The sequence below is a fragment of the Lysinibacillus sp. FSL L8-0126 genome, from assembly GCF_038630385.1.
GTDB classification, from domain to species: domain Bacteria; phylum Bacillota; class Bacilli; order Bacillales_A; family Planococcaceae; genus Lysinibacillus; species Lysinibacillus fusiformis_D.
The window spans coordinates 662,586-684,997 of record NZ_CP152028.1; the positions used below are offsets into that span (position 1 = coordinate 662,586).

The 22,412-nt window shown below is 35.5% G+C and carries 18 protein-coding genes and 1 pseudogene; 4 read left to right on the forward strand and 15 right to left on the reverse strand.

Annotation, left to right across the window (positions count from 1 at the left end; genetic code table 11):
* Positions 1-286: 286 nt before the first annotated feature.
* Complete coding sequence (locus MHI34_RS03230; protein WP_036126492.1) at positions 287-859, reverse strand: manganese efflux pump; 573 nt, start codon at positions 857-859, stop codon at positions 287-289.
* A gap of 226 nt (positions 860-1,085) precedes the next feature.
* Here MHI34_RS03230 and MHI34_RS03235 point away from each other — a divergent pair, with 226 nt between their 5' ends.
* The 3 genes from MHI34_RS03235 to ugpC all read left to right on the forward strand — a co-directional run bounded on the left by MHI34_RS03235 (position 1,086) and on the right by ugpC (position 4,467).
* Positions 1,086-1,961, forward strand: coding sequence for a glycine betaine ABC transporter substrate-binding protein (locus tag MHI34_RS03235; protein ID WP_058844167.1), 876 nt, complete (start codon positions 1,086-1,088; stop codon positions 1,959-1,961).
* Between the two features lie 420 nt (positions 1,962-2,381).
* A complete protein-coding gene (locus MHI34_RS03240) occupies positions 2,382-3,287 on the forward strand; it encodes a helix-turn-helix domain-containing protein (RefSeq protein WP_036126495.1) in 906 nt (301 codons plus the stop codon).
* An 82-nt stretch (positions 3,288-3,369) separates the two neighbouring features.
* Positions 3,370-4,467: a sn-glycerol-3-phosphate ABC transporter ATP-binding protein UgpC gene (ugpC, locus tag MHI34_RS03245; RefSeq protein ID WP_036126498.1), complete on the forward strand. Its 1,098-nt coding sequence runs from the start codon at positions 3,370-3,372 to the stop codon at positions 4,465-4,467.
* 487 nt (positions 4,468-4,954) lie between these two features.
* Here ugpC and MHI34_RS03250 read toward each other — a convergent pair whose 3' ends face one another.
* The 14 genes and pseudogenes from MHI34_RS03250 to MHI34_RS03315 all read right to left on the reverse strand — a co-directional run bounded on the left by MHI34_RS03250 (position 4,955) and on the right by MHI34_RS03315 (position 20,854).
* Entirely contained in the window at positions 4,955-5,830 is an 876-nt protein-coding gene (locus MHI34_RS03250; RefSeq protein ID WP_342504094.1) for an ROK family protein, read from the reverse strand.
* A gap of 99 nt (positions 5,831-5,929) precedes the next feature.
* On the reverse strand, positions 5,930-6,946 hold the full coding sequence (locus MHI34_RS03255) for an SIS domain-containing protein (RefSeq protein ID WP_342504095.1): 1,017 nt from the start codon (positions 6,944-6,946) through the stop codon (positions 5,930-5,932).
* Positions 6,947-6,956: 10 nt separating this feature from the next.
* Positions 6,957-7,895 (reverse strand): 1-phosphofructokinase, encoded by a 939-nt coding sequence (gene pfkB / locus MHI34_RS03260; protein ID WP_342504096.1) that lies wholly within the window; start codon positions 7,893-7,895, stop codon positions 6,957-6,959.
* A complete protein-coding gene (locus MHI34_RS03265) occupies positions 7,892-8,734 on the reverse strand; it encodes a class II fructose-bisphosphate aldolase (protein WP_036126503.1) in 843 nt (280 codons plus the stop codon). The genes pfkB and MHI34_RS03265 overlap by 4 nt, the downstream gene beginning before the upstream one ends.
* 69 nt (positions 8,735-8,803) lie before the next feature.
* Positions 8,804-9,535: a GntR family transcriptional regulator gene (locus tag MHI34_RS03270; protein WP_342504097.1), complete on the reverse strand. Its 732-nt coding sequence runs from the start codon at positions 9,533-9,535 to the stop codon at positions 8,804-8,806.
* A 69-nt stretch (positions 9,536-9,604) separates the two neighbouring features.
* Positions 9,605-10,783, reverse strand: coding sequence for an N-acetylglucosamine-6-phosphate deacetylase (gene nagA / locus MHI34_RS03275; protein ID WP_342504098.1), 1,179 nt, complete (start codon positions 10,781-10,783; stop codon positions 9,605-9,607).
* Complete coding sequence (locus MHI34_RS03280; RefSeq protein WP_342504099.1) at positions 10,780-11,451, reverse strand: DUF624 domain-containing protein; 672 nt, start codon at positions 11,449-11,451, stop codon at positions 10,780-10,782. Before MHI34_RS03280 ends, nagA begins: the two co-directional genes overlap by 4 nt.
* Before the next feature lie 198 nt (positions 11,452-11,649).
* Complete coding sequence (locus MHI34_RS03285; RefSeq protein ID WP_342504100.1) at positions 11,650-13,266, reverse strand: extracellular solute-binding protein; 1,617 nt, start codon at positions 13,264-13,266, stop codon at positions 11,650-11,652.
* Positions 13,267-13,285: 19 nt separating this feature from the next.
* Entirely contained in the window at positions 13,286-14,164 is an 879-nt protein-coding gene (locus tag MHI34_RS03290; protein ID WP_036126512.1) for a carbohydrate ABC transporter permease, read from the reverse strand.
* 13 nt (positions 14,165-14,177) lie between these two features.
* Positions 14,178-15,170 carry an ABC transporter permease subunit gene (locus tag MHI34_RS03295; RefSeq protein ID WP_036126514.1) on the reverse strand — a complete coding sequence of 331 codons (993 nt, stop codon included), beginning with the start codon at positions 15,168-15,170 and terminating at the stop codon, positions 14,178-14,180.
* 18 nt (positions 15,171-15,188) lie between these two features.
* Positions 15,189-16,340 (reverse strand): Gfo/Idh/MocA family oxidoreductase, encoded by a 1,152-nt coding sequence (locus MHI34_RS03300; RefSeq protein WP_058844174.1) that lies wholly within the window; start codon positions 16,338-16,340, stop codon positions 15,189-15,191.
* A gap of 1,051 nt (positions 16,341-17,391) precedes the next feature.
* Positions 17,392-17,640 (reverse strand): annotated as a pseudogene (locus tag MHI34_RS03305) (ATP-binding cassette domain-containing protein); the annotation flags it as partial.
* 720 nt (positions 17,641-18,360) lie between these two features.
* Entirely contained in the window at positions 18,361-18,981 is a 621-nt protein-coding gene (locus MHI34_RS03310) for a thermonuclease family protein (protein ID WP_101966422.1), read from the reverse strand.
* A gap of 133 nt (positions 18,982-19,114) precedes the next feature.
* Positions 19,115-20,854, reverse strand: coding sequence for an ABC transporter ATP-binding protein (locus MHI34_RS03315; RefSeq protein WP_342504101.1), 1,740 nt, complete (start codon positions 20,852-20,854; stop codon positions 19,115-19,117).
* 121 nt (positions 20,855-20,975) lie between these two features.
* On the opposite strand from MHI34_RS03315, the gene MHI34_RS03320 reads away from it, so the two are divergent.
* The gene (locus tag MHI34_RS03320) at positions 20,976-22,406 is read left to right on the forward strand and encodes an ABC transporter permease (RefSeq protein ID WP_342504102.1); all 1,431 of its coding nucleotides are present in this window, start codon (positions 20,976-20,978) and stop codon (positions 22,404-22,406) included.
* Positions 22,407-22,412 lie beyond the last annotated feature (6 nt).

Consider the following 22,412-nt stretch of genomic DNA (forward strand, 5'->3'; position numbering starts at 1 on the left):
CTCCTAATAAAAAGAATATAACCAAAATATGGTTATATTCTCAAGTTGTAGACAAACTCGATGAAATAAAGTAATGCCGTTGATTTCCACTACGAGCGGACGCTTTCCGCGGGCGGGGTCGAGCTTCTTCCCTTGCTTCGTTACTGTCGCTTCGCTTTCATAGAAAAAACATCCGTTCAGTCCATCCCGCTTTTCCCGCTGGAGTCGCTGCTCTTCGTTCCAATCAACTTCTACATTAAATACTCCATCTACATATGGTGTGGAGGTTACCCATTGTTTTCATATGTTATTTAGCAAAAATCTCGAAAATGCCAATCATAATTAGCAGCCATCCTGAGATCGCAGTTGAATGCTTACCAATATACGTTTTTGATAGTAAAGAGCCACATTGACTCCCCACTCCCACTGTAATAAACGAAAACACACCAATCGATATGACCGTCCAAAGGGCCGAAATGCCGTTTGCCCCAATAGCAATGCCCCCTGCTAAACAGTTCGCTGATAAAACGAAGCCGAGTGCCATTGCCTCTCGCGTTGAAATCACTAAGTTTTTATCTTCATCAAATAACTCAGGGTTGCCAGCTATCTGTTGTTTAGAAAAATTATTGGACATTAAAGTCCAGAGCCCAATAATACACAACAGCAAGCTGCCTAATAAATTGGCAGTATGCGGTGAAATATACGCAACAACTGTGCTGCCTGCTGTTACTGCGATGTATGTGACAATCATTGACATGACAGCAATCACAGCATTGGATAAAATCGGAATTTTAACTTGTTTGACGCCATAAGCTAGGCCGATTCCCAAATTATCTAAATTCGCTGCAATTCCTATTAAAATAATGGTAATCCAATGCATACTAAGCCTCCTCAAATCACCGTTTCCATTTTCACCTATCATATGTGATCAATAGAAAGATTTTTGGGCAGCCCAATATAGACTGCACGGCTAATCCCATGATTCCCCTCATGATTTGTACAACATCCATTTGACAAAAGTAACAACTTGTCATTAAAATTAAGTTGTTACTTATTGATTTTTTAATTTTCGCAAGAATATAAGAATTGCTAGAGAGGGGAAATTTATGAGACATCTAAAATTATGGAAAATAGGTTTTTCTTTACTATGTCTACTCGTTTTAACTGCATGTAGTTCAGCAGATGCAGGATCTAAAAAAGAAGATCGAAAGACAATCAACCTAGCCTATGTTGAATGGGATACTGAAGTAGCTTCTACTCACGTAGTAGGACAAGTTTTAGAGGATTTAGGATATGAGGTAACATTAACGCCACTCGACAATGGCATTATGTGGGAGGCACTTGCAAACGGAGAGGTAGACGGTATGGTATCTGCTTGGTTACCGCAAACACATGCTCCGCAAGTAGAGAAATACAAAGATAAAATAGAGAATTTAGGTGAAAATCTAACTGGGGCTAAAATTGGCTTAGTTGTTCCAAGCTATATGGATGTCGATTCAATCGAAGACTTAACCACTGAAGCCAATAAAACAATTACAGGCATTGAACCTGGGGCTAATATGATGGCTACGACAGAAAATGCCTATAAGAAATATAACAATCTAGAAGGCTGGAATGTACTTACTTCTTCTGCAGGTGCAATGACAGCCGCCCTTAGTCAAGCCATTACTAATAATGAAGAAATTATCATTACAGGGTGGTCACCGCACTGGATATTTAATGCATACGATTTAAAATATTTAGATGACCCAAAAGGTTTATATGGGACAGAAGAATATATTGGCACATTTGCTCGTAATGGCTTGAAAGAAGATGATCCCGATGCCTATCGTGTCCTTGATCATTTCCATTGGACTTCCGAAGATATAGAAAGTGTGATGTTCGATATTATGGAAGGTATGAGTGCCACAGAAGCAGCAAAAAAATGGATTGAAAACAACCAAGACAAAGTCGCGGATTGGACAAAAGATGTAAAAGCATAACAACTACAAAAGATCCAATTACTCATCATTAGTCATTGGATTCAGACTGTAGACAAACTCAAAAAATTTGAGAGTTTGCCTACAGTCTTTTTTCTTTTACAATTAAATGAAGTAAAGCCACTAATTTCACATAAAGCACTCTATCTACATAGATAAATGAAAAATAAATCCTTTGAGGTGATGCTCCATGAATCAAAGCTTTACTTATTAACTTTTTTCCTAGCATTTATTATTACTAGTAATAGGAGAAAAATTTATATCACATATTTTTTGATTGTACATATTTGGAGTTTTATAACCCTTTTGAAATGCTTATATAAACGTTGTTTTTTTCCAACCTATGTCTTTTACAAAATTGTATGACTTTCATTTAGCGCTTTTTATATTTTTTACTATATATCGAAAGAAGAGGAATATTTAATGAACTTAAATCTCAAAGCATTGTTTCCTTCATATCGTTATTATCGAACAAAGCCAACTCAGCTATCATATGACTCTTATATTTTCTACCATCACCAAACAAAAGAATGGTTTTCCATCTCAAAGCATGAGGTTTCACAGCGAGACTACCAATGGCTTACTGTTTTTTATACTGAAGCTACCTCTTCACTATTTCAGGCATCGGATACTTGGTATGAATTTATCTATTCAAATGGTGATATACCATCCAATTTATCCTTTAATAAAGCTCGAGTTATTCAAATTACTTTTATAAATGAAAACCCTCCTTTAGAGGCTTTAAAAGAAGCTCTTTATAATTTTTTTCAGGAAGATACGATATTAATTCAAGTTACTACAAATCAATTTTTACTCATTGAACCTAAGAGTCTTTCTATGAATGAGAAAGAAGATTTTATTGCACTTATTCGTACAATTGAAGCAGATTTTTATGTCAGAATCCAATTATATCTTGGAGAATTTTATGAAATAGATAAGAAATTTCCATATAAATTCCAAAGAGAAGCACAATGGTTCAAGGAATGTTTACATTTAAGATTTGCTGAACCTTATTATTCATTTCAAACGATATTCCCTATTTTACTAACACAACAATTGCCTACTTCTATTCTAAAATTTTTAGAAGAGCAAATTATTATACCTTTAAAGTCTGATAGAGAATTACTTGAAACTGTTAAAACTTTTTATGAATGTGGTTTAAATATTTCGTTGACATCTAAGAAATTGCACATGCATCGTAATACATTAACCTATCGTTTATCAAAATTCCAGGAAATTACAAATATTAACATAAAAAATTTAGATGGTGCAATACTTGTTTACTTTGCTAGTTATCTTTGGTCATTTTTACAAAATGCACAAAAATAGTTAACTGAACATTATGCATTTTAGACATTGGTTTTCTTCCTCACTTTATTTAAACTGTAAAAAAGAACAAAGGGGATTAAATATGGAGAAAATCATACTTAATAATATTTATAAAATATACGATGGCGGTGTAACGGCTGTATCTGATTTTAATCTAACTGTTCAGGATAGAGAGTTTATTGTACTTGTTGGTCCATCAGGTTGTGGGAAATCAACAACCTTACGTATGATAGCTGGCTTAGAGGAAATCTCGGAAGGCGATTTTTTTATTGATAACAAGAGAATGAACGATGTACCTTCAAAGGAACGTGATATTGCGATGGTTTTTCAAAACTATGCACTATACCCTCATATGACGGTATACGACAACATGGCATTTGGCTTAAAGCTTCGAAAATTTTCAAAACAACAAATTAAAGAACGTGTCCACAATGCAGCCGCCATTCTTGATTTAGAAAAGTATTTGGATCGCAAGCCTAAAGCTTTATCGGGTGGTCAGAGACAACGGGTTGCCCTTGGTCGAGCAATCGTCCGAGATGCACATATTTTCTTAATGGACGAGCCTTTGTCCAATTTAGACGCAAAACTACGCGTACAAATGCGTGCAGAAATTACCAAGCTTCATCAGCGCTTAAAAACAACGACAATTTATGTAACACATGACCAAACTGAAGCAATGACAATGGCAACGCGTCTTGTTGTCATGAAGGACGGTATTGTTCAACAAATTGGTACACCTGAAGAAGTATATGGCTTACCTGAAAATAAATTTGTTGGCGGTTTTATAGGCTCTCCATCCATGAACTTTTTTAAAGGGGTTTTCCATGAAGAAGGAATTCAGATCGGTCCTATTTCATTAACTATTCCAGCAGAAAAATCAAAATTATTATTAGAACAAGGCTACTTACAAAAAGAGCTGATTCTTGGCATTCGTCCTGAGCATATTTATGAAAATTCTTCTGTCATTTCTGAGCCTTTCTTCTCGTCCATCGAGGCAAATATTGAAGTATCAGAATTAACAGGTGCTGAGCTGATGTTACATGCCCAGTTAAATGGACAGCCTTATATTGCACGTGTTAACTCTGATACAAAAATTACACAAGGCCAAGTTGCACACCTACAATTTGATATGTCTCGGGCACATTTCTTTGACTTAGAAACAGAGAAACGCATTCGTTAGAAGCAAAAAGTACTGCAAATATTAATCCTCATAGAAAGGGATTCAGGCAAAGAGTCTGTTTCCCGCTTTTTTTACCTCCCACTCATAGTCCATACTCGATAATTGATTGACTTTAGATTCAACCAACTTCACTGATCTGATTCGATTTTAGAAGATCATCAGTGTTTCTGCATCCAACAATCGTATTTTACTTGGTGGATGTTATTTTGCTATTACTTTATATAAAACAAAGCAAAATAACCAAAAAAGATAGCTAGATGGAAAAATACACTGTCATTTCGCCACTAAGCTATCTCAACTATTTTATATGAGGTTGTCAACTATTACCTCCGTCTTGTAGAAATGAAACATTTCATGTCAAAAATTTCTCAATAGAATCTATAAGGAAGTTGGATTTTTTTTATCGATGTAAATCCCTATTTCCCTAACGGTACCGCTATTTTGAAGTAGAAATATATAATATTAAGTATAAAAACGATTGCTCTTTTTATTTCATTGCTGCACCGTACAGTCCCGCCTCACCTTTACGAATACTACTGCCTATAATTTGCTCTTTCCCTTCAAAAGGTGTGTTTAACAAACGTTGCTGAATCACCTCTTTAATCTGCTCTATGATTTTCGGATGGTGATTAAAAAAGCCGCCACCTAACACTATGCAATGTGGGTCAAGCATCAAAATCATTTGATGCAATTGTTTTTCCATGCAGTAGATTAATTGCTGCAAAAGCTTATTCATGATGAGGTCTCCCTTGTAATAGAGCTCCATCATATCTTTTAATCGAATTTCCGAATTCCCCAGTAACGCTCTTCCTAACTTTTCTATAGCAGGTCCTGACACACTTTCTTCTAATGTTTCTCCATCATTACCAACGATATTAAAACCTATTTCACCAGCTAATCCTGTTCCTCTTATAAATTCGCCATTTACAACTGTACAACAAGATAATCCGGTGCTTAATGTTACATATACCATCACTTCTTTACGGAACCCTCTAGCATTGTATTCTCCCCAGGTTGCCATGTTAACATCGTTATCCATCAATATTTGTGCATATGGAAAAAATTCAATTAAACGCTCAGAAATCGGAAAGTTACTCCACGGTATATTATTTTGATAAACTGCTAGACCTTTTTGAACATCCACAATACCAGGTACACCAATACATACCTTAGAGATCTCATTAATAGAGACTTCTTGCTCTATACATAGCTTTTCAAAACTATTAATTAAACAATGGAATAAAGTTTCTCTATTTGTAACATCACTTGGTACCTCTTTTTTGATTAACAACTGTTGCTGTTGATTGAATAAAGCCGTTGCTAATTTTGTTCCGCCAACATCTGCTACTAAAATATAACGCATTTTTCCACCACCAGTTTTCGCCACATGATCTACTCGAATTCGCAATTCTCAGAAAGTAAAGGTTATATATATGTCTATTCTTCATTGCATCTGCTTTTGTTATGAAAGATTTACGACTTGCGTTAAATTACGTGGCTTATCAGGATCACAACCTTTAAATATTGCATTTTGATAAGCTAATAGTTGGAAATAAGGAATAGCTTCAACAAGTCGATTTAAATCATCTACTTCTTCTGATAACTTGAGAATTAAATCTGCTTCTAATTCTTCTGAAGCTATACCAATGACAACAACGAAACCTCCCAGCTTTTGAATATCTTTCACTAATGCGTGATCATATTCCTTCGTTTCATTTTGTGTAAATAAAATAACAACCGTTTCCTTATCGACAATAGAGATAGGGCCGTGACGGAATTCTAAATTGGAGTAACTTTCACATTCCGTTTGCGTCATTTCCTTTAGCTTTAATGTCGCTTCTTTAGCCAACCCATTATAAGCACCAGACCCTAAAAAGATAAAACGCTTTTTTGAGACATCTTCTGTCACCTGTGTTAATTGCTTTCCATTGCCTAATGCCGAATGAACAAGTCTAGGAATTTTCTCTAACTGTTTCATCATATCCGTTCGTCCACTAATTTTCGCTGCATATAATTGGAGAGCATATAGCATATTAGAAAATGATTGAGTCATTACCACACTTTTTTCTGATATATCATTTAAAGCAATCAATTCATCAGTTAATTTAGCCATAGGTGTGTCCCCATTACATGTCACTGCCATAGTACGTATATTTTCCGCATCATTCAAATGTTCTAAAGACATAATGATTTCCGAAGTTGTCCCCGAACGTGAAATGCCAATGATAAGATACTTTTTATTTTTTAAAATATACGTTTCTGTGTGTAAAAACAACTCAGATGCTGGTACAGCAATAGCAAACTCTCCAGTTACAGCTTGATAATAACGTGCTGCAGCAATCGCTAAATAAAATGATGTTCCACATCCCGTGAAAAGAACGACATCTACAGCATTTTTATTGAATGCAATTGATTGAACAATGTCTTTTGTTTTTTCTAACTTTTGTCCTTGTGCCATAATCTCATTGTAAGTGTACATAAACAAATCCCTACTTCTCTTTAATTTTAGTTATTTGTATCTCGGCTAAGAGACTTTCAACAGTCACTTTTTGTACTTTTGCAATCTCTTTATTTTCTGCATTCGCTGAGCCACATGCAACAGCCCATTTATATGCCTCTGTAGGATCTGCACCCTGTGAGAGCTTATAAATAAGTCCACCTAAAAAGGCATCACCACTTCCAACTGTATTAACAACATTTATCCGTGGTGCGTTCACTTTGTAAACCCCTAACGAATTAACGAATAAAGCCCCTTGCTCGCCCAATGAAAAACACACATGTTCAATCCCTAATTCTTGTAATTTTATACCAGCTTGAACTAAGTCTTTCTGAGCTAGAACTGGCTTACCAATCAATTGAGTCATTTCATCCTCATTAGGTTTAATGATAGAGGGTATTGCCTTAATACCATGTTTCAACGCATCACCACTTGTATCAAGTGCAACTCGAATCCCTTTTTGCTTTAATCTATGAATAATCTCCGCATAGGCCGTTTTTGGGATACCTTTAGGTAGGCTTCCTGACAACACAAAATAGCTAGCATGTTCGGCTTGTGCCTCAACCCAATTTAACATTTTATTCCATTCATATTCATAAATGGTTGGTCCTGTCTCTAAAAGCTCTGTCATTTCCTTCTTTTGGTGATTAATAACGGTTAAACAAATTCGGTTTTCTTCCTGTATTTGTATGAACTCTGTTTGTAAATTTTCTTCCTGTAAAAGTTCCTTTATTCTACTACCATTTAATCCACCAACGAAACCGCCAATAATTACATCGCCACCAAGTGCCACGATAACACGAGCTACATTAACACCTTTCCCTCCACCTTGTTGTGACTTCTGCGATACACGATTGGTTTGACCAACCATTAAAGAACCTACCTCATATACTTGGTCAATGGCTGCATTTAAGGTTAATGTAGTAATCATTTTTGTAACATCTCAATCTTTTGCTCTACTAACTTAATTAAAGATTCACGTGCCGGAAGGAAATACTTTCTTGGATCATTTTCAGTTGGATTATCCTTAAAATAAGCTCTTAATTGCTCAGCAAATAAATCCTTCAGCTCAGTAGAAAAATTCACTTTTGCAATGCCGTAATTCAAAGATTTACGCACATCCTCTTCTGGCACTCCAGATGCTCCGTGCATGACTAAGGGCACATTTGTAGAACAATGAATTTCTTGTAAAAGATCAAATTGTAATTTTGGCTTTTGTTTATACTTACCATGCGCTGTACCAAAAGCTGGAGCAAATGACTGGATTCCTGTAACCTTTACAAAATGTTCAGCCTGCTTGGGTTCAGTAAAGAATGCATTATCCTCATGGACACTTAAACGATCTTCGACACCACCAATTGTCCCAAGCTCTGCTTCAACAGGCACATTTAACGCATTTGCAGCTTCTACTACTTTTTTTACTAATAAGATATTTTCCTCAAAAGGTAAGGAGGAACCATCAATCATCACAGAGGTATAGCCTGCCCGTAAACATTCCATAACAATCTTATAAGATTCACCATGATCCAGATGTAATGCCACCGGTACTTTTGCCTGTTCAGCTGCTGTTTTTGCAAGTGCAATCATATAAGGCATCTCAACATATTTATAAGTGCTCGAAGTTGTTTGCAAAATGACAGGTGCACCTACTTTTTCTGCACCAGCAATTACTGCTTTTATAATTTCCAAATTATGTGCTCCAAAAGCACCGATTGCATAATTATTTTTATAAGCATCTTCTAACATAACTTTAGTTGTCACTAATGGCATAATAGAATTCCTCCCTCAATGGGTTGTTGGTATAATCTATAACATAAAAAAATAGAGGGAATTACTCAATTAGTTTAATTCTGTATAAAATCGGCAACGATCCCCTCTTACAATCGAAATACAGAATTCAACTGGTTTTCCTGAAGTATCAAACGCAGTTCGTTCTAGTAATAAAGCTGGTTTTCCAGCATCTGTTTTCAATAAAGGCGCTTCAACTTTATTAATAAGGACTGGTTCAAAAGCTTCTCGCGCCCTTACAACAATAATGTTAAACCGTTGTTCTAATAAGCTGTATAAAGAGGAAGTAGTTACTTCTTTTAATATTTCACTATCCTTAATAATACTTAAAGGTAAAAATGATGATTCCAAAATAATAGGCTCATTATCTGCAAATCGTAAACGCTTCATTTCTACTACTTGCTCATTTTCCTCTAATGCTAAATTGGACCTAACCTTTGTTGAGGGATAAACCTTCTGTATTTCTAGCACTTCATCTCTTGGATTTAAACCTTTTTCTTGAATCATGCGACTAAAACTATAAAATCCTCCAAGCGATTGTTCAAGTCTAGGTTTCGAAACGAAGGTCCCTTTCCCTTGTATACGATATAATTTCTCTTCCTTTACTAATTCCTCAATTGCTTTTTTTACTGTATTTCGACTAACTCGAAACATTTCCATTAATTGGTTTTCTGAGTCAATTTTATCTCCTGGCTTCCATTCACCTGATTGTATTTTTGCAAATAATATTTGTTTCAATTGGTGATACAATGGGATTACACTGGATTGATCTAACAAATGCATCTTTTTTCCTTCCTTCTCTAGGTTTTGTAATCAATATACCATCTATATAAAAAGATGCCTATTGATATATCAACCCTTCTCAAAGGCAAGATTCCCTAAGCAAAAAGTTTTCTCCACTTCTCCTTCTTCATTCAACCAAACAACATCTGCATCTTTTCCTAGTGCAATAGACCCTTTTCGCTTATCGAACCCTAAATGTACTGCTTGATTCAAAGAAACAAGACGCATTTGTTCAACGATTGAAAGTGTAAGCCACTCTTCTATGTTTTTTCTTGCCGTATTCATATTCAACACACTTCCAGCTAAGGATCCTGTTTTACGTTGAATACATTGATTATTGATTACTTCTACTTCATTTCCACCTAAACTATACATACCATCTGGCATCCCCTTTGCACGTATACCATCTGTAATGACTAATAAACGATCTAAGCCCGTCATTTTGTAAACCATTGGTAGTAAATCTTTATGGAAATGAATATTATCTGGAATTACCTCAACATACACATCTTCAGCTAAAAGCACTGCTCCAACAACACCTGGATCACGATGATGAAGTCCACTCATACCATTAAATAGATGTGTTGCATGAGTGATACCAGCTTTTAATGCATGGATTGCCATATGATAGTCAGCGTCAGAATGACCAATAGATGCAATAATTCCCTTACTAGTCAATTCTTTTAGTAATTCGAAATTGCTATCTTCCTCAGGTGCAAATGTGACAAGACGAATGGATTGTTGAGACTTATCGTATAAATCATTAAATTGTTGAACATTTGGCTTTAAGATATACTCTTCTGGTTGGGCTCCTTTTTTTGCCCCATTAATAAATGGACCTTCTAAATGAATTCCTAACATTTCAGCTACTGCTGTAGGTTGGTTTTTATAATAAGAAGAAAGTTCCTCAATAGTAGCTTCAATCTCTGACATAGGAGCTGTCATCGTTGTTGCTAAAAAAGCTGTTATGCCTTCACTAGCTAAATACTTCGCCATTTTCGAATAACAAATTTGATCAGCATCCATAAAATCATGTCCTAAAGCACCATGTACATGGATATCGATCATTCCAGGGATTATATAACCTTTTAGCTGACAGTCTATTACATTCTCTATCGAAGCTAGTGAAGGACAATTATCCATTTGATCAATTACTGTAATTTTCCCTCCCGACATTTCTAGAAATCCGTTATTTAAAATTTGATTTTCCAAAACGATATTAGCATTAATAATCCATATTTTATTCATGAGGTTATCCCTCCACCAGAATACTGTGGTAGATTCGTTTGTTCCTCTGCTTCAATTTCTTTCTTAAATATATGAGATGACATCCAAGTTAAAAATAATGCAGTTAAGCTAACACCGAAGAATGGTAATAAGCCAGGAATCCAACTATAAATTTTATATAGTATGGCAAGCCCTATAATGCTGCTAATCATCTGTAATGGATACGCAATACTAAATATGATGGAAGCAGCAAAGTAACGTAATGATGGTAAATTATAATGGGCATATAGTTGAAATATATTCACTAGAATAATACCGAATAGCATACTAATTGTGATGAACATTGTTAGCAAAAGTAAACCAAGTATGCCATTAAATGTTATAATAATCTGAAAATTAATGATTAAAAAGTAGCCTAAACCCAGTAAGATAATACCTATTTTATTAGATGGAATAAATTCGACTTTATATGTATTCCAATATATTTTTACTAATCTTTTTAAGTCATCTTCTCCTAGTAATCTTTTACGTAAAGTAGTAAACATTGCAACAGTTGCTGGGGATAGTCCAAATAAAACAAGTCCAAGCAAAGTTAAGCCTGTCCATAATATCTGTAGCACTGCTAACAATGTGATCCACTCTACAACCCAGTACAATTTACTTTTCCACCCTTCAAATTCCAAGTACATTACCTCCCTACGATTCACATACAACTATATATCGTGCATGCTTCATTTTAAGTGTGAAGAGTTGGTTTCTCTAACTAGACACGTCATTAGAAAGAAGGTTTATAGAATGAGGGTCACATAAGCTTGGAATCAAAAGTGACTATTTAGCTTATGTGACCTTCTCCTTCTTATTAAACTTGAAGGAAATCCTAAATCTAATTATTTTGATCGGTCATATGCCCCTTGTGCTACTTCCAAATATTCTTGTAAGCCCATCTTCTCAATTGTTTTTTTATAATCATTCCATTTATCGAAGCTTTCTTTACCTGTAATAAAACTTGCCGTCATTTCATTTACATACGTTTGAATGTCTGTTAAAACGGCTGACACTCGATCATTTTCTTCTACTGTGTAATTCAATCCTGGAATAATTTCATCATCTTTCAATGCATATGGCATTACTTGGTTAGCATTGTTAATAGAATTTTCCTTAGCCTCTGCACCTTGGAAGTACTTTTTCGTTACAATCCCAGGGTAATAGCCGCCTGGCCATGTTAAATAATCACTTATCGCTTGATCTAAGTTTTTGCCATCTGGGTTATTCGTAATATTTTCTACATATTGAATAGTACCATCCGCATTTTCTTCATAAGTGACACCTTCAAAGCCCATAAAGAACATTTTAGCTCCTTCATCACCATATAAATGATCAATCCAACGAACCATCGCTTCAGGATTTTTCGCTTTATCTGTTAAAACAAACATGCCTAAATTACCAAGACCATTAGTCATCGCAGTAAATTGTCTATCCCCATTCGGTCCTTCTAAAACTTGTGCACCAGTATAACCATCTATTTTATATAACTCTTTCGGGTCTACTTCACTAAGCATACCAAACGTCCCTTTAGCTGCTTCTGCCGCAAATTTCTGAGGCTCTGTCGTAAATACATCTTTATTGATTAAACCTTCTTTGTAAAGTTTATTTAAAAACTCAAGTAATTGTTTATATTCGTCTGTCGTTGGCACGAAACGGAATTCTTCAGTTCCTTTTTTAAAGTCTAAATTCAGATTCATCGTTCCTTGTTTATTCAAGCCAAATGAACCTCTTAAATAAGAAATAATTTGTTCAATACCATAGCCAGTTCCCCAGCCTTGTTCATCTTGTAAACCATTGCCATTAGGATCATTCTCTTTAAATGCTTTCAGCACGTTATACAAGTCTTCTGTTGTTTCAGGTGATTGTAAACCTAGATTATCAAGCCATTTCTGGTTAATCCATGGAGCTCCGACGCGAAGTGATGAAAACTTCGGATCGTAAATTGTTGGGAAGCCATAAATATTGCCATCTGCCATCGTCACACCTTGTTTTACAGATGGGTATTCTTCTAATAGTTTTTTAAAATTTGGAGCATATTGATCAATATAATCATTCAACGGTAAGAATACACCTTGTTGTCCATACTTGATTAAATCAGTTTTTGAAAATGCTGATGCAAAAAATATTTCTGGATAATTTCCAGCAGCTAAAAGTAAGTTCTTTTTGTCCGCTAATACTTCAGTCTGAACAGTTGTCCAATTAATATGGATGTTAGACATTTTCTCGTATTCTTCCCATAACATTAGCTTGTTCCAATCTTGTGATGCAAAAAACTTTGCTGCAAAACCGTCTACTTCAATTTTCTCTTTTGTAATAGGCATATCCGTTGCATTCAAATGATCTAGATTACCGCTTTTTTCTCCACCATTATCTTTATTATCTGAACATGCTCCTAGCAAACTTGCAGCTAACATCAGGCTTGTTACTAAACCGTAAACACGCTTTTTTTTCACTTTCATTTAAAATCGCCCCTATTCTTTAACCTTTTAATGAACCAATCATGACACCTTTTACAAAATATCTTTGTAAGAATGGATAAAGCATTAACATTGGTAGGTTAGCAACGATTAAAACTGCGTACTTTAACCCTTCAACGCTAAGTTTTTGAGCTAAAAAGCTTTCTGACGTCGCTTTAATCATATCGTCAGCTTGTCCTTGAATTAATATTTGCCTCAGAATAAGTTGTAGTGGAAACTTATCTTGGTCTTGCAAGTAAATCAATGCTTGGAAATAAGAGTTCCAATGTCCTACAGCGTAAAATAAAACCATGACTGCCATAACTGGTAATGATAGTGGTAGAACAATACTCCACAAAATACGGAAGTTCCCTGCGCCATCAATCATGGCAGATTCCTCTAGCTCATATGGAATGGACTGGAAAAATGTCCGCATAATAATGATGTTCCATACAGCTACCGCGTTCGGAATAATCATGACCCAAAAAGTATTAATCATGCCCAAATCACGAATTAATAAATATGTAGGAATTAGTCCTCCACTGAAAAACATGGTGAAAACCATAAATGCCATAATAAAGCCTTTTCCTTTTAAATGTCTACGAGAAAGAGGGTAGGCTGCACAAATTGTCATAACTATATTTAACAATGTTCCAAAGAATGTGTACTTCAATGTGTTGATAAATCCATTCATAATATCTGGATTTTGGAATACCTTTTGGTAGGCCTCCACCGTAAATTCCTTTGGCCATAGCCATATATCCCCCGAGATTACGTACTCCGGATTACTAAGGGAAGCACTTAAAACAAAAATAAGTGGATACAAAACAACAACTGCTACAATTGTTAAAAAAATATAATTAAAGAGTGTAAACGCACGATCGCCCTTTGATTCTTTCATTTCAATCTCTCCTTTACCATAAACTTGTATCACTCACTTTTTTAGCTATTTTATTAACCATAATAAGGAGGATAAAATTAATGATAGAGTTGAATAAGCCAACAGCTGCTGAAAAGCTATATTGCGCTTCTAAAATCCCGCTACGATAAACGAAAGTTGATATAACATCCGATGCCGACATATTTAAATCATTTTGCATTAAAAATACCTTCTCAAATCCAATTGCCATGACAGATCCTACATTTAAGATAAATAAAATGACAATAGTCGGCATAATCGCAGGAATATTAATATGAATAATTCTTTGGAATTTTGATGCCCCATCTATCATTGCCGCCTCATGCTGTGCTGGATCTACGGCTGCTAAAGCGGCAATATATATGATGGAGCTCCATCCCATCGTTTGCCAAACATCAGATAGTACGTATATTGATTTAAACCATGCTGGTTCTGAAATAAAATCAATTGGTGTACCCCCAAATAACAAAATTATTTGATTAATCATCCCATCAGACTTTAAGAATAGTAACAGCATACCCACAACGACTACTGTTGATAGAAAATGTGGGGCATAAATAACTGTCTGTACAAATTTTTTAAAACGAAGACTTTTCACTTCATTTAATAGCAATGCAATAATGATTGGTATTGGGAAAGATATAAGTAAAGTGAATACACCAATCCCTATCGTATTTTTTATTAAGCGCCAAAAATAATAACTATCAAAAAAACGTTCGAAATGCTTAAACCCTACCCACGGACTTCCCATAATTCCCTTTGTAGCAATGAAATCCTTAAAGGCAATTTGCACCCCATATAGTGGATAGTAATGAAAAACCAAAAAGTAAAGTATGACAGGAGCTAGTAATAAATAAAGCTCCCAATTTTTTTTGATAGATTTTTTCCACTCTACCAAGTGATTTTTCTTTACTTTTGATTGCTTTTTGAAAAAACGTTGTGTTTTAGATGTTTTGTCCTCAACAGTTGTTTTATCTAAAAGCGTCATAATTACACCCCCAATTTATCAATGTTGCAGAATGGTAGATTCCTGTATGATCTCCATAACCTTGCCTCCGTTACGAATAGACTCTGTTGCTGCGCAGCCCACCGCAACACTCATTCGTCCTGCAAATGGCGTTGTTAAAGGTTCTTTATTGTAGAGAATGAGTTCTACAAAATCTTGGGCAATTTTTGGATCAGCCCCACCATGGCTTCCTTCCTCAGGCTTCATTTCGTAAACAACATCACTAAGTTCTTCCCAAGAATTTGATTTTCGTGTTTTTAAATAAATTTTATTATTGATATCATCATTTTCGATACGCCCTTTCGTACCTATGAATGTATAATTTCGTGAATAGTCTGGTGTGAAGTGACATTGTAAGTAAGAAGCTTTTATGCCACCTTCCAATTCCATAATGACCATATTATTATCCTCTACATCAATTTCTTCACGGAATGCACATTCCGTAAATGTATGTTCAACATATTCTGGACAAGTTTTTTTCTGGTCACATGTCGGACACGTTAACGTATTTGGCTGATTTCCACCATAATAATCTAAGCTACCAAATGCAGAGACTTTCGTTGCATATTTCCCAGAAATCCAATGAATGACATCTAAATCATGTGAGCCTTTTTGAAGTAGCAGAGATGTTGTATTTTTTGAATTACCATGCCAATCGTGGTAGTAGAAGTAACCGCCGAATCCAACAAAATGACGTACCCATATAGCCTTTAATTCTCCAATAGCTCCTGAGTCAATTAAGCCTTTCATCGTTTGATACATACTCATATAACGCATATTAAAGCCAACCATTAGATGCTTTCCTGACTTTTTCCATGCATCTAATATTCGATCGCACCCTTCCACAGTAATGGCTAATGGTTTTTCAGCATATACATGCTTGCCTGCACTTAAGCAAGTAATAATATGTTCTTCATGCAGATAATCTGGTGATAAAACCGCAATTGCGTCGATATCATCTCTTGTTAATAATTCCTTATAATCCTTTGTTAAAAATAATGGTGTATCGAATTTTTCCTGAAATTTTTCTAAACGTTCTTGAGAGATATCAGCTAATGCTACTATTTCTGATGCTCCAGTAGGTTTATGCCAGTATTGTGCTAAGCCCCCTCTTAAACCGGCTCCAATTACACCAATTCGTATTTTTTTCATTGTAATTCCCCCTCTTATCCTTGCTCCCCTGTATTTCGTAAACGTTTACAAATCAAATTAAACTATTCATAACAACACCACTACACGTCAACACGTTGTAGGTACAAGTTAAAGCAAAAAAATGTAATGAATATTCCAAAAATTTAACTGGAATAAATATATAATTCTAACACTTAATATGTCAATACCCTAGGTTTTGTTCGCTAGTATAAATTAAATAAAACGTATATGAGTTGACCTATCCGAAAATTCAGAAAATATATCACTTCTTCAATAGCTCAATCTACTACTCTATTTTCTTAAAATATTTTTCTAAAAATAAACAAATTTCGAAATGAATCATCTATATGTAAACGATGCTCTCTATATTTTGGTTTTTAATAATCCAATTTTGACTAATATCAAATAGTACCTGAAAATTAAAACTATATGAGCTCAGTAGACCACCTAGTTCATATATTTTATTAGTGCTTGAAGTATTAATTTTGCAGTATCTTTTATATAAAAATAATGAGAGACAGCTTGTTGAGTTACTATCACAGACTGTTTTTTATGCTCAAAACATAAAAAAACGACTCACCTATGATAGATGAGTCGTCTGAGATTTTCACGTTCCCAAAAAATGAGGGGGGTTTCAGGAGCGTAATCATGAACTAGCAAACTTCTGGAGAAAAGTAGCTAAAGTTCATCCTTGCTACACTGTATTGTAGTCAAGGAATATTCTTTATATGATAATGATAATCATTTTCATTTAACTTGTCAACAATAATCTTATAATTTGTTCAACTTCTTTTTTCATGCTAACAAATACTATATTTATTAGCAAAGTTCAATCAGTAACGATCTACCCTCATTTACTTTTATAAACTATCGTTGCTCCAATGAATATAAATAAGGTTACTAGGCTCATCATTGTTTCTATTGCTCGATATTATTGGAAGACCATCAACAATTGTTGCTGAAACTGTATCCCTTTATTGTAGGATAGTGTGTGCAAACTAACACAAATTATTTTAAAAGCTAGAACGGAAAACAGACAGTTGCTACTGCAAACGATTTGAACAGAACGAGCAACATCAAGGTTGTTCAATGGCTCGTCCAATAGTACATATTCAGTTTCTTGACACAAAACCATCGCTACATATGTCCTTTGTCTTTGACCACCAGAAAGTTCATCTAAATATCTATTCTCTAAATCAGTTAAGTCTAAGAAATCGATATATTTAGAAATAATCATCTCATCTTCTTTAGTTAATCTTCCCTTTGAGTAAGGAAAGCGACCAAATCCAACTAGTTGTTTTGGGATACATCTACTAACGAAAACCCCAACATCTTATTATGCTAAAATTAGGTTTGGTGATTTTAAGAGAATTAGGTTAAAAAAGCTACTGCCTGTAGAATACAGACAGTAGCTCATAGTGTTGAAAAACAAAACCATCCATAGAATTTATGTGAAAGGTGAAAAAGGATTTCCGTTGCAGGCTACTTGCTTTCCTGTGGGCGAGCGCCGAGCCGCTTCCTCCGTGCAGGGGCTCGCCTATCTCGCTATTCCCACGGGAGTCAAGTAGCCTTCCACTCCAATCCATAAAATAAAAATGTTCACTTTTTAGCAAAAAAGTGAAGGTATTCACTACTCTTTTATGGTGGGGTGTTGTCACACATCACTTCTCCACATTGAAAGTAAGAGGCTATCCTCTCTTATAATATAAATAATGGGCTATTTTGTTCAGGAAAAGACACTTTTGCAGAATGGTTGATTGGAGTGGAGCCAGCGTCACTCCTAGGGGATTTAGCGTCACAGAGGAGACCCTGGAGCGAAACGCAGTGAGTGAAGCGGCTCATCGGACGCCCCCTGGAAAGGACGCTGGCGGAGCGGAAATCAACCCCTCGCCTTAAAAAATTGCTTATTATGCCGTTGACATTACCTTTTTTCAACAACATAAGCTACTGCCTGTAGAATACAGACAGTAGCTTTTTTGAAATTGCCCTTTAAAAGGCGTATAGTAAAGGGATTTTTAGTTTATTGAACTACTTCAGGGTGGAAACCATCATTTTGGAAGTAGTCATCATGTGACCAAATATTTAATTTTGCATCCTGTGTTTTTTGTTGAATAGCTCTAAATGCATCTTCAAATGTGTTGTTTGGCTTATGAATATAACGTACAACTGCAAGACCTTCCTTTAATAAAGATTCCTGCAATAATACATCATCTACAAAAACATAGGCTAGAAGGCGATCATAATTGTCTGTTTCTGGCCCAACATCATAGACTGCTTCAATTTTTTTAGCCTTTTCCAATAAATTAATCGTGTAATCTTTTGCTTGTTCAGCATATGGCTGGGCATCGCCTTTGTTGTAATTCATTTCAGGTGTATCCACCATTAACAGACGAATTTTTCGTTTCTCACCATTAATTGTCGCCTGAATCGTATCTCCATCATATGCTTTAATATAGTCTAGCTCAAAGCGTTTATTTCCTGTTTTTTCTTCCACTTGTTCAATTGAAATAGTTCCTTGCTGATCTGTCACTGTTTTAGTATCTTGATCTTCGGCAGGTGATCTGCCAAATATCATGTACAATGCTACAGCCAGAATAATCGTACCACTTGTTATTAATGTTTTTATATCTTGCATTTTCATGTAGTAGGCCCCTCACAACTAATCATCTTTGCTTATACCTACGCTTGGTATAAGTTGTGCAACTCATCATTAGGAAAACAAAAAGTTGCACGATGTTTCTATTGTAAAATATCAAGCTACTACATTCAAGCTATCACATTGTCACAGCTACCCAATGGTTAGGAGAAACCTCTACTAGCTGACTATTTTCTACTTCATAGCGTACTTTTTTATCTTCGATATATTCGGCATCATTATATTTCTTCTTCTCTATTGCAGGATCTGGAATAGGTATTGAGCGTAATAATGCACGGGTATAAGGATGCTGTGGATTAGTATATAGTTCTTCACTTTCTGCCAATTCAACAATTTTCCCACCATACATGACCGCAACACGATCACTAATATGTTTCACCATTGACAGATCATGGGCAATAAATAAATATGTTAAACCAAGTTTTTGCTGTAATTCCTTTAATAAATCTACAATCTGCTTTTGAATAGAGACATCCAATGCTGATAAAGGTTCATCACATACAATAAAGTTTGGCTCGACTGCTAATGCTCTAGCAATCCCAATTCGCTGACGTTGTCCCCCTGAAAATTCATGAGGATAACGCATAGCATGTTCTTTCCTTAAACCAACAAGCTCAAGCAATTCCTCTACTCGTAGTCGTCTTTCTTCATGTGTCTTCACTAGACCATGAATATCCAGAGCTTCCCCGATAATATCTAAGATTTTTTTTCGAGGATTTAACGATGAATAAGGATCTTGGAAAATAATTTGCATATGACGACGCATTGCCTTTAACTGCTTTTTCGTTAGTCTTGTTACGGGTATGCCTTGATATAAAACCTCTCCATTTGTAGGCTGATGAAGCTGAAGAATCGTTCGACCTGTAGTAGATTTTCCTGAGCCTGATTCACCAACCAAGCCCAATGTTTCACCAGGATATATATGGAAGGATAAATCATTGACTGCTTTTAGCGTTTGACCACGACCTAGTGAAAATTCCTTCGACAGATGTGTCACCTCAATCAATGGCTTATGACGATCGATACCTGACTGAATATTGGCTATTTCTTTTGGCTGCTTTTTTTCATGCAGCTTTGGTAGCGCATTCAATAATTTTTGGGTATATGGATGCTGAGCATTCGCAAAAATCTCTTCCGTTGTGCCCTGTTCAACAATTTCTCCTTCTTTCATGACGATGATACGATCACACATACCTGCAACCACGCCTAAGTCATGTGTAATTAAAACAATAGACGTCCCCATTTTTTTCTGCATATCACGCATCAATTTCAGTATTTGCGCTTGAATCGTTACATCAAGTGCTGTTGTTGGCTCATCCGCAATAAGCAGGGACGGGTTACAAGCAAGTGCCATGGCAATCATCACACGTTGGCGCATACCACCTGAGAATTCGTGAGGGTATTGTCGATATCTTTCTTCAGCATCCTGAATACCAACCAGTTTTAATAATTCAATTGTTTGTTGGTAGGCCTCTGTTTTTGACATGGCCTGATGCTTGATTAAACTTTCAGCCACTTGATCTCCTATTCGAATGGTAGGGTTTGTTGATGTCATCGGATCCTGAAAGATCATACTAATATCTTGTCCACGAATCCCTTCCATTTGTTTTTCACTTAATTCCGTGAGTTCTTGGCCTTTAAACACAATAGTGCCAGATTTCAGAAATGAAGGCGGCGATGGTAATAAACGCATAATGGAACGAGCCGTTACACTTTTTCCACTTCCAGACTCTCCTACAATTCCGAGTGTTTCACCTTTATTTAGATGGAAGCTAACGTCCTTAACAGCTTCGAATTCTGTCTCCCCTGTGATAAAGGACACGCGAAGATTATTGATTTCTAAAAGCTTTTCATTCATTCGACCCATCCTTTTTAAAATTTGTGATTGACTTACTTACAAGTATAATCCATACTTTACAATACTGATAGGAATTATACAATATGATGCTGAATATTTTATTTACGTTTGGAGGAAATGCATGGTTACTTCAAAAAATTATTTAAAACCTAAGGAATTTATTTTCTTTTCTACGGTTTATCAAAAACTAATGCATCAAAAGCCTTACCATTTGATTCTTTTTTTCTTAAGTATTTTAGTTCATCCCTTTACATACTTTATCTATCGGAAAAGAAAACATTCAAACAATTATGATCAGGCTTTTGCATTACGTAGTCAGTACTACCTAGAGAAGGCTTTGGTTGCTCACTGGCAAAAGGACTTTGAACAACAAGAAATAGCAAAAGCTACCTTTTTTAAAGAGACTGTATTACAGTCACAAATTCAAGCAACAGCCAAGCAATTAACTCAAAATAAACTACAACAGCAAGTGGATCAAGATTTACAAAAAGAGGGCATACAACAACTAACGTATAACCAATTTTTTAATCAGCTACTAACAAACAAACGCTTTGTCGCTCTTACCTTTCTACCAGCTGTTTTATTTTATGTAGTACTTATCTTATTTGCGAATCCGTTCCTACAATTTATTATTGAACGTATTTTACAAAGCTTCATCGTCATTGTTGGTGTGGCTACATTGGTGTTTACTATTTTGTATTTATCACCATTTGACCCAGCAAGAAACCTACTCGGAGTTGAAGCAACACCCGAGCAGATTGCGAATTTTAATCGTATTCACGGTTTAGATCAGCCTTATTTATCGCAGCTTTGGAACGCACTATCTGGCCTATTTACATTTGATTTAGGAACATCCTTTGCAGGTAAAGAAGATATTACCCACAGCATTGCGACAAAATTTCCTGTCACACTTGAAATAGCCGTATTGTCATTGTTAATGGCTATCGCCATTGCTATTCCAGTCGGTATTATTTCAGCTGTTCGTCCAAATTCATATTTGGATTATACATTTATGTTCATTGCTTTAATCGGTTTATCCATCCCAAGCTTTTGGCAAGGTTTAATTTTTATTTTAACGTTTGCTTTAAAGCTTCAATGGTTTCCAGCGACCTATAATCCTCACAATTGGTTATCACTCATCATGCCCATTATCGTCTTGGGAACATCCATTACAGCATCCATCGCTAGGATGACAAGGTCGAGTATGCTTGAGGTGATTCATGAGGATTACATTATTACAGCAAAAGCAAAAGGCTTAAATGAATTTAAAGTCATTTCAAAACATGCCATTCGTAATGCCATGATTCCGATTATTACGGTGATTGGACTTCTTTTTGGGGGTATGTTGGGAGGCGCATCTGTAACAGAAAAGGTATTCAACATTAGTGGGATTGGTAGCTATATCGTCGATAAACAATTTATCCCTGATATTCCGGCCATTCTTGGGGGCGTTGTTTATATTGCCATTACTATTTCAATTGTCAATTTATTGATTGATATCATGTATGCCTTTTTTGATCCACGCATTCGCTCGAAAATGAAGAAGTCTTAAAGGAGG

Bases quoted from the DNA above. Each gene is read 5' to 3' on its own strand.
- MHI34_RS03230 (WP_036126492.1), bottom strand. From the start codon at position 859: ATGCATTGGATTACCATTATTTTAATAGGAATTGCAGCGAATTTAGAT.
- MHI34_RS03235 (WP_058844167.1), top strand. From the start codon at position 1,086: ATGAGACATCTAAAATTATGGAAAATAGGTTTTTCTTTACTATGTCTA.
- MHI34_RS03240 (WP_036126495.1), top strand. From the start codon at position 2,382: ATGAACTTAAATCTCAAAGCATTGTTTCCTTCATATCGTTATTATCGA.
- ugpC (WP_036126498.1), top strand. From the start codon at position 3,370: ATGGAGAAAATCATACTTAATAATATTTATAAAATATACGATGGCGGT.
- MHI34_RS03250 (WP_342504094.1), bottom strand. From the start codon at position 5,830: ATGCGTTATATTTTAGTAGCAGATGTTGGCGGAACAAAATTAGCAACG.
- MHI34_RS03255 (WP_342504095.1), bottom strand. From the start codon at position 6,946: ATGTACACTTACAATGAGATTATGGCACAAGGACAAAAGTTAGAAAAA.
- pfkB (WP_342504096.1), bottom strand. From the start codon at position 7,895: ATGATTACTACATTAACCTTAAATGCAGCCATTGACCAAGTATATGAG.
- MHI34_RS03265 (WP_036126503.1), bottom strand. From the start codon at position 8,734: ATGCCATTAGTGACAACTAAAGTTATGTTAGAAGATGCTTATAAAAAT.
- MHI34_RS03270 (WP_342504097.1), bottom strand. From the start codon at position 9,535: ATGCATTTGTTAGATCAATCCAGTGTAATCCCATTGTATCACCAATTG.
- nagA (WP_342504098.1), bottom strand. From the start codon at position 10,783: ATGAATAAAATATGGATTATTAATGCTAATATCGTTTTGGAAAATCAA.
- MHI34_RS03280 (WP_342504099.1), bottom strand. From the start codon at position 11,451: ATGTACTTGGAATTTGAAGGGTGGAAAAGTAAATTGTACTGGGTTGTA.
- MHI34_RS03285 (WP_342504100.1), bottom strand. From the start codon at position 13,266: ATGAAAGTGAAAAAAAAGCGTGTTTACGGTTTAGTAACAAGCCTGATG.
- MHI34_RS03290 (WP_036126512.1), bottom strand. From the start codon at position 14,164: ATGAAAGAATCAAAGGGCGATCGTGCGTTTACACTCTTTAATTATATT.
- MHI34_RS03295 (WP_036126514.1), bottom strand. From the start codon at position 15,170: ATGACGCTTTTAGATAAAACAACTGTTGAGGACAAAACATCTAAAACA.
- MHI34_RS03300 (WP_058844174.1), bottom strand. From the start codon at position 16,340: ATGAAAAAAATACGAATTGGTGTAATTGGAGCCGGTTTAAGAGGGGGC.
- MHI34_RS03310 (WP_101966422.1), bottom strand. From the start codon at position 18,981: ATGAAAATGCAAGATATAAAAACATTAATAACAAGTGGTACGATTATT.
- MHI34_RS03315 (WP_342504101.1), bottom strand. From the start codon at position 20,854: ATGAATGAAAAGCTTTTAGAAATCAATAATCTTCGCGTGTCCTTTATC.
- MHI34_RS03320 (WP_342504102.1), top strand. From the start codon at position 20,976: ATGGTTACTTCAAAAAATTATTTAAAACCTAAGGAATTTATTTTCTTT.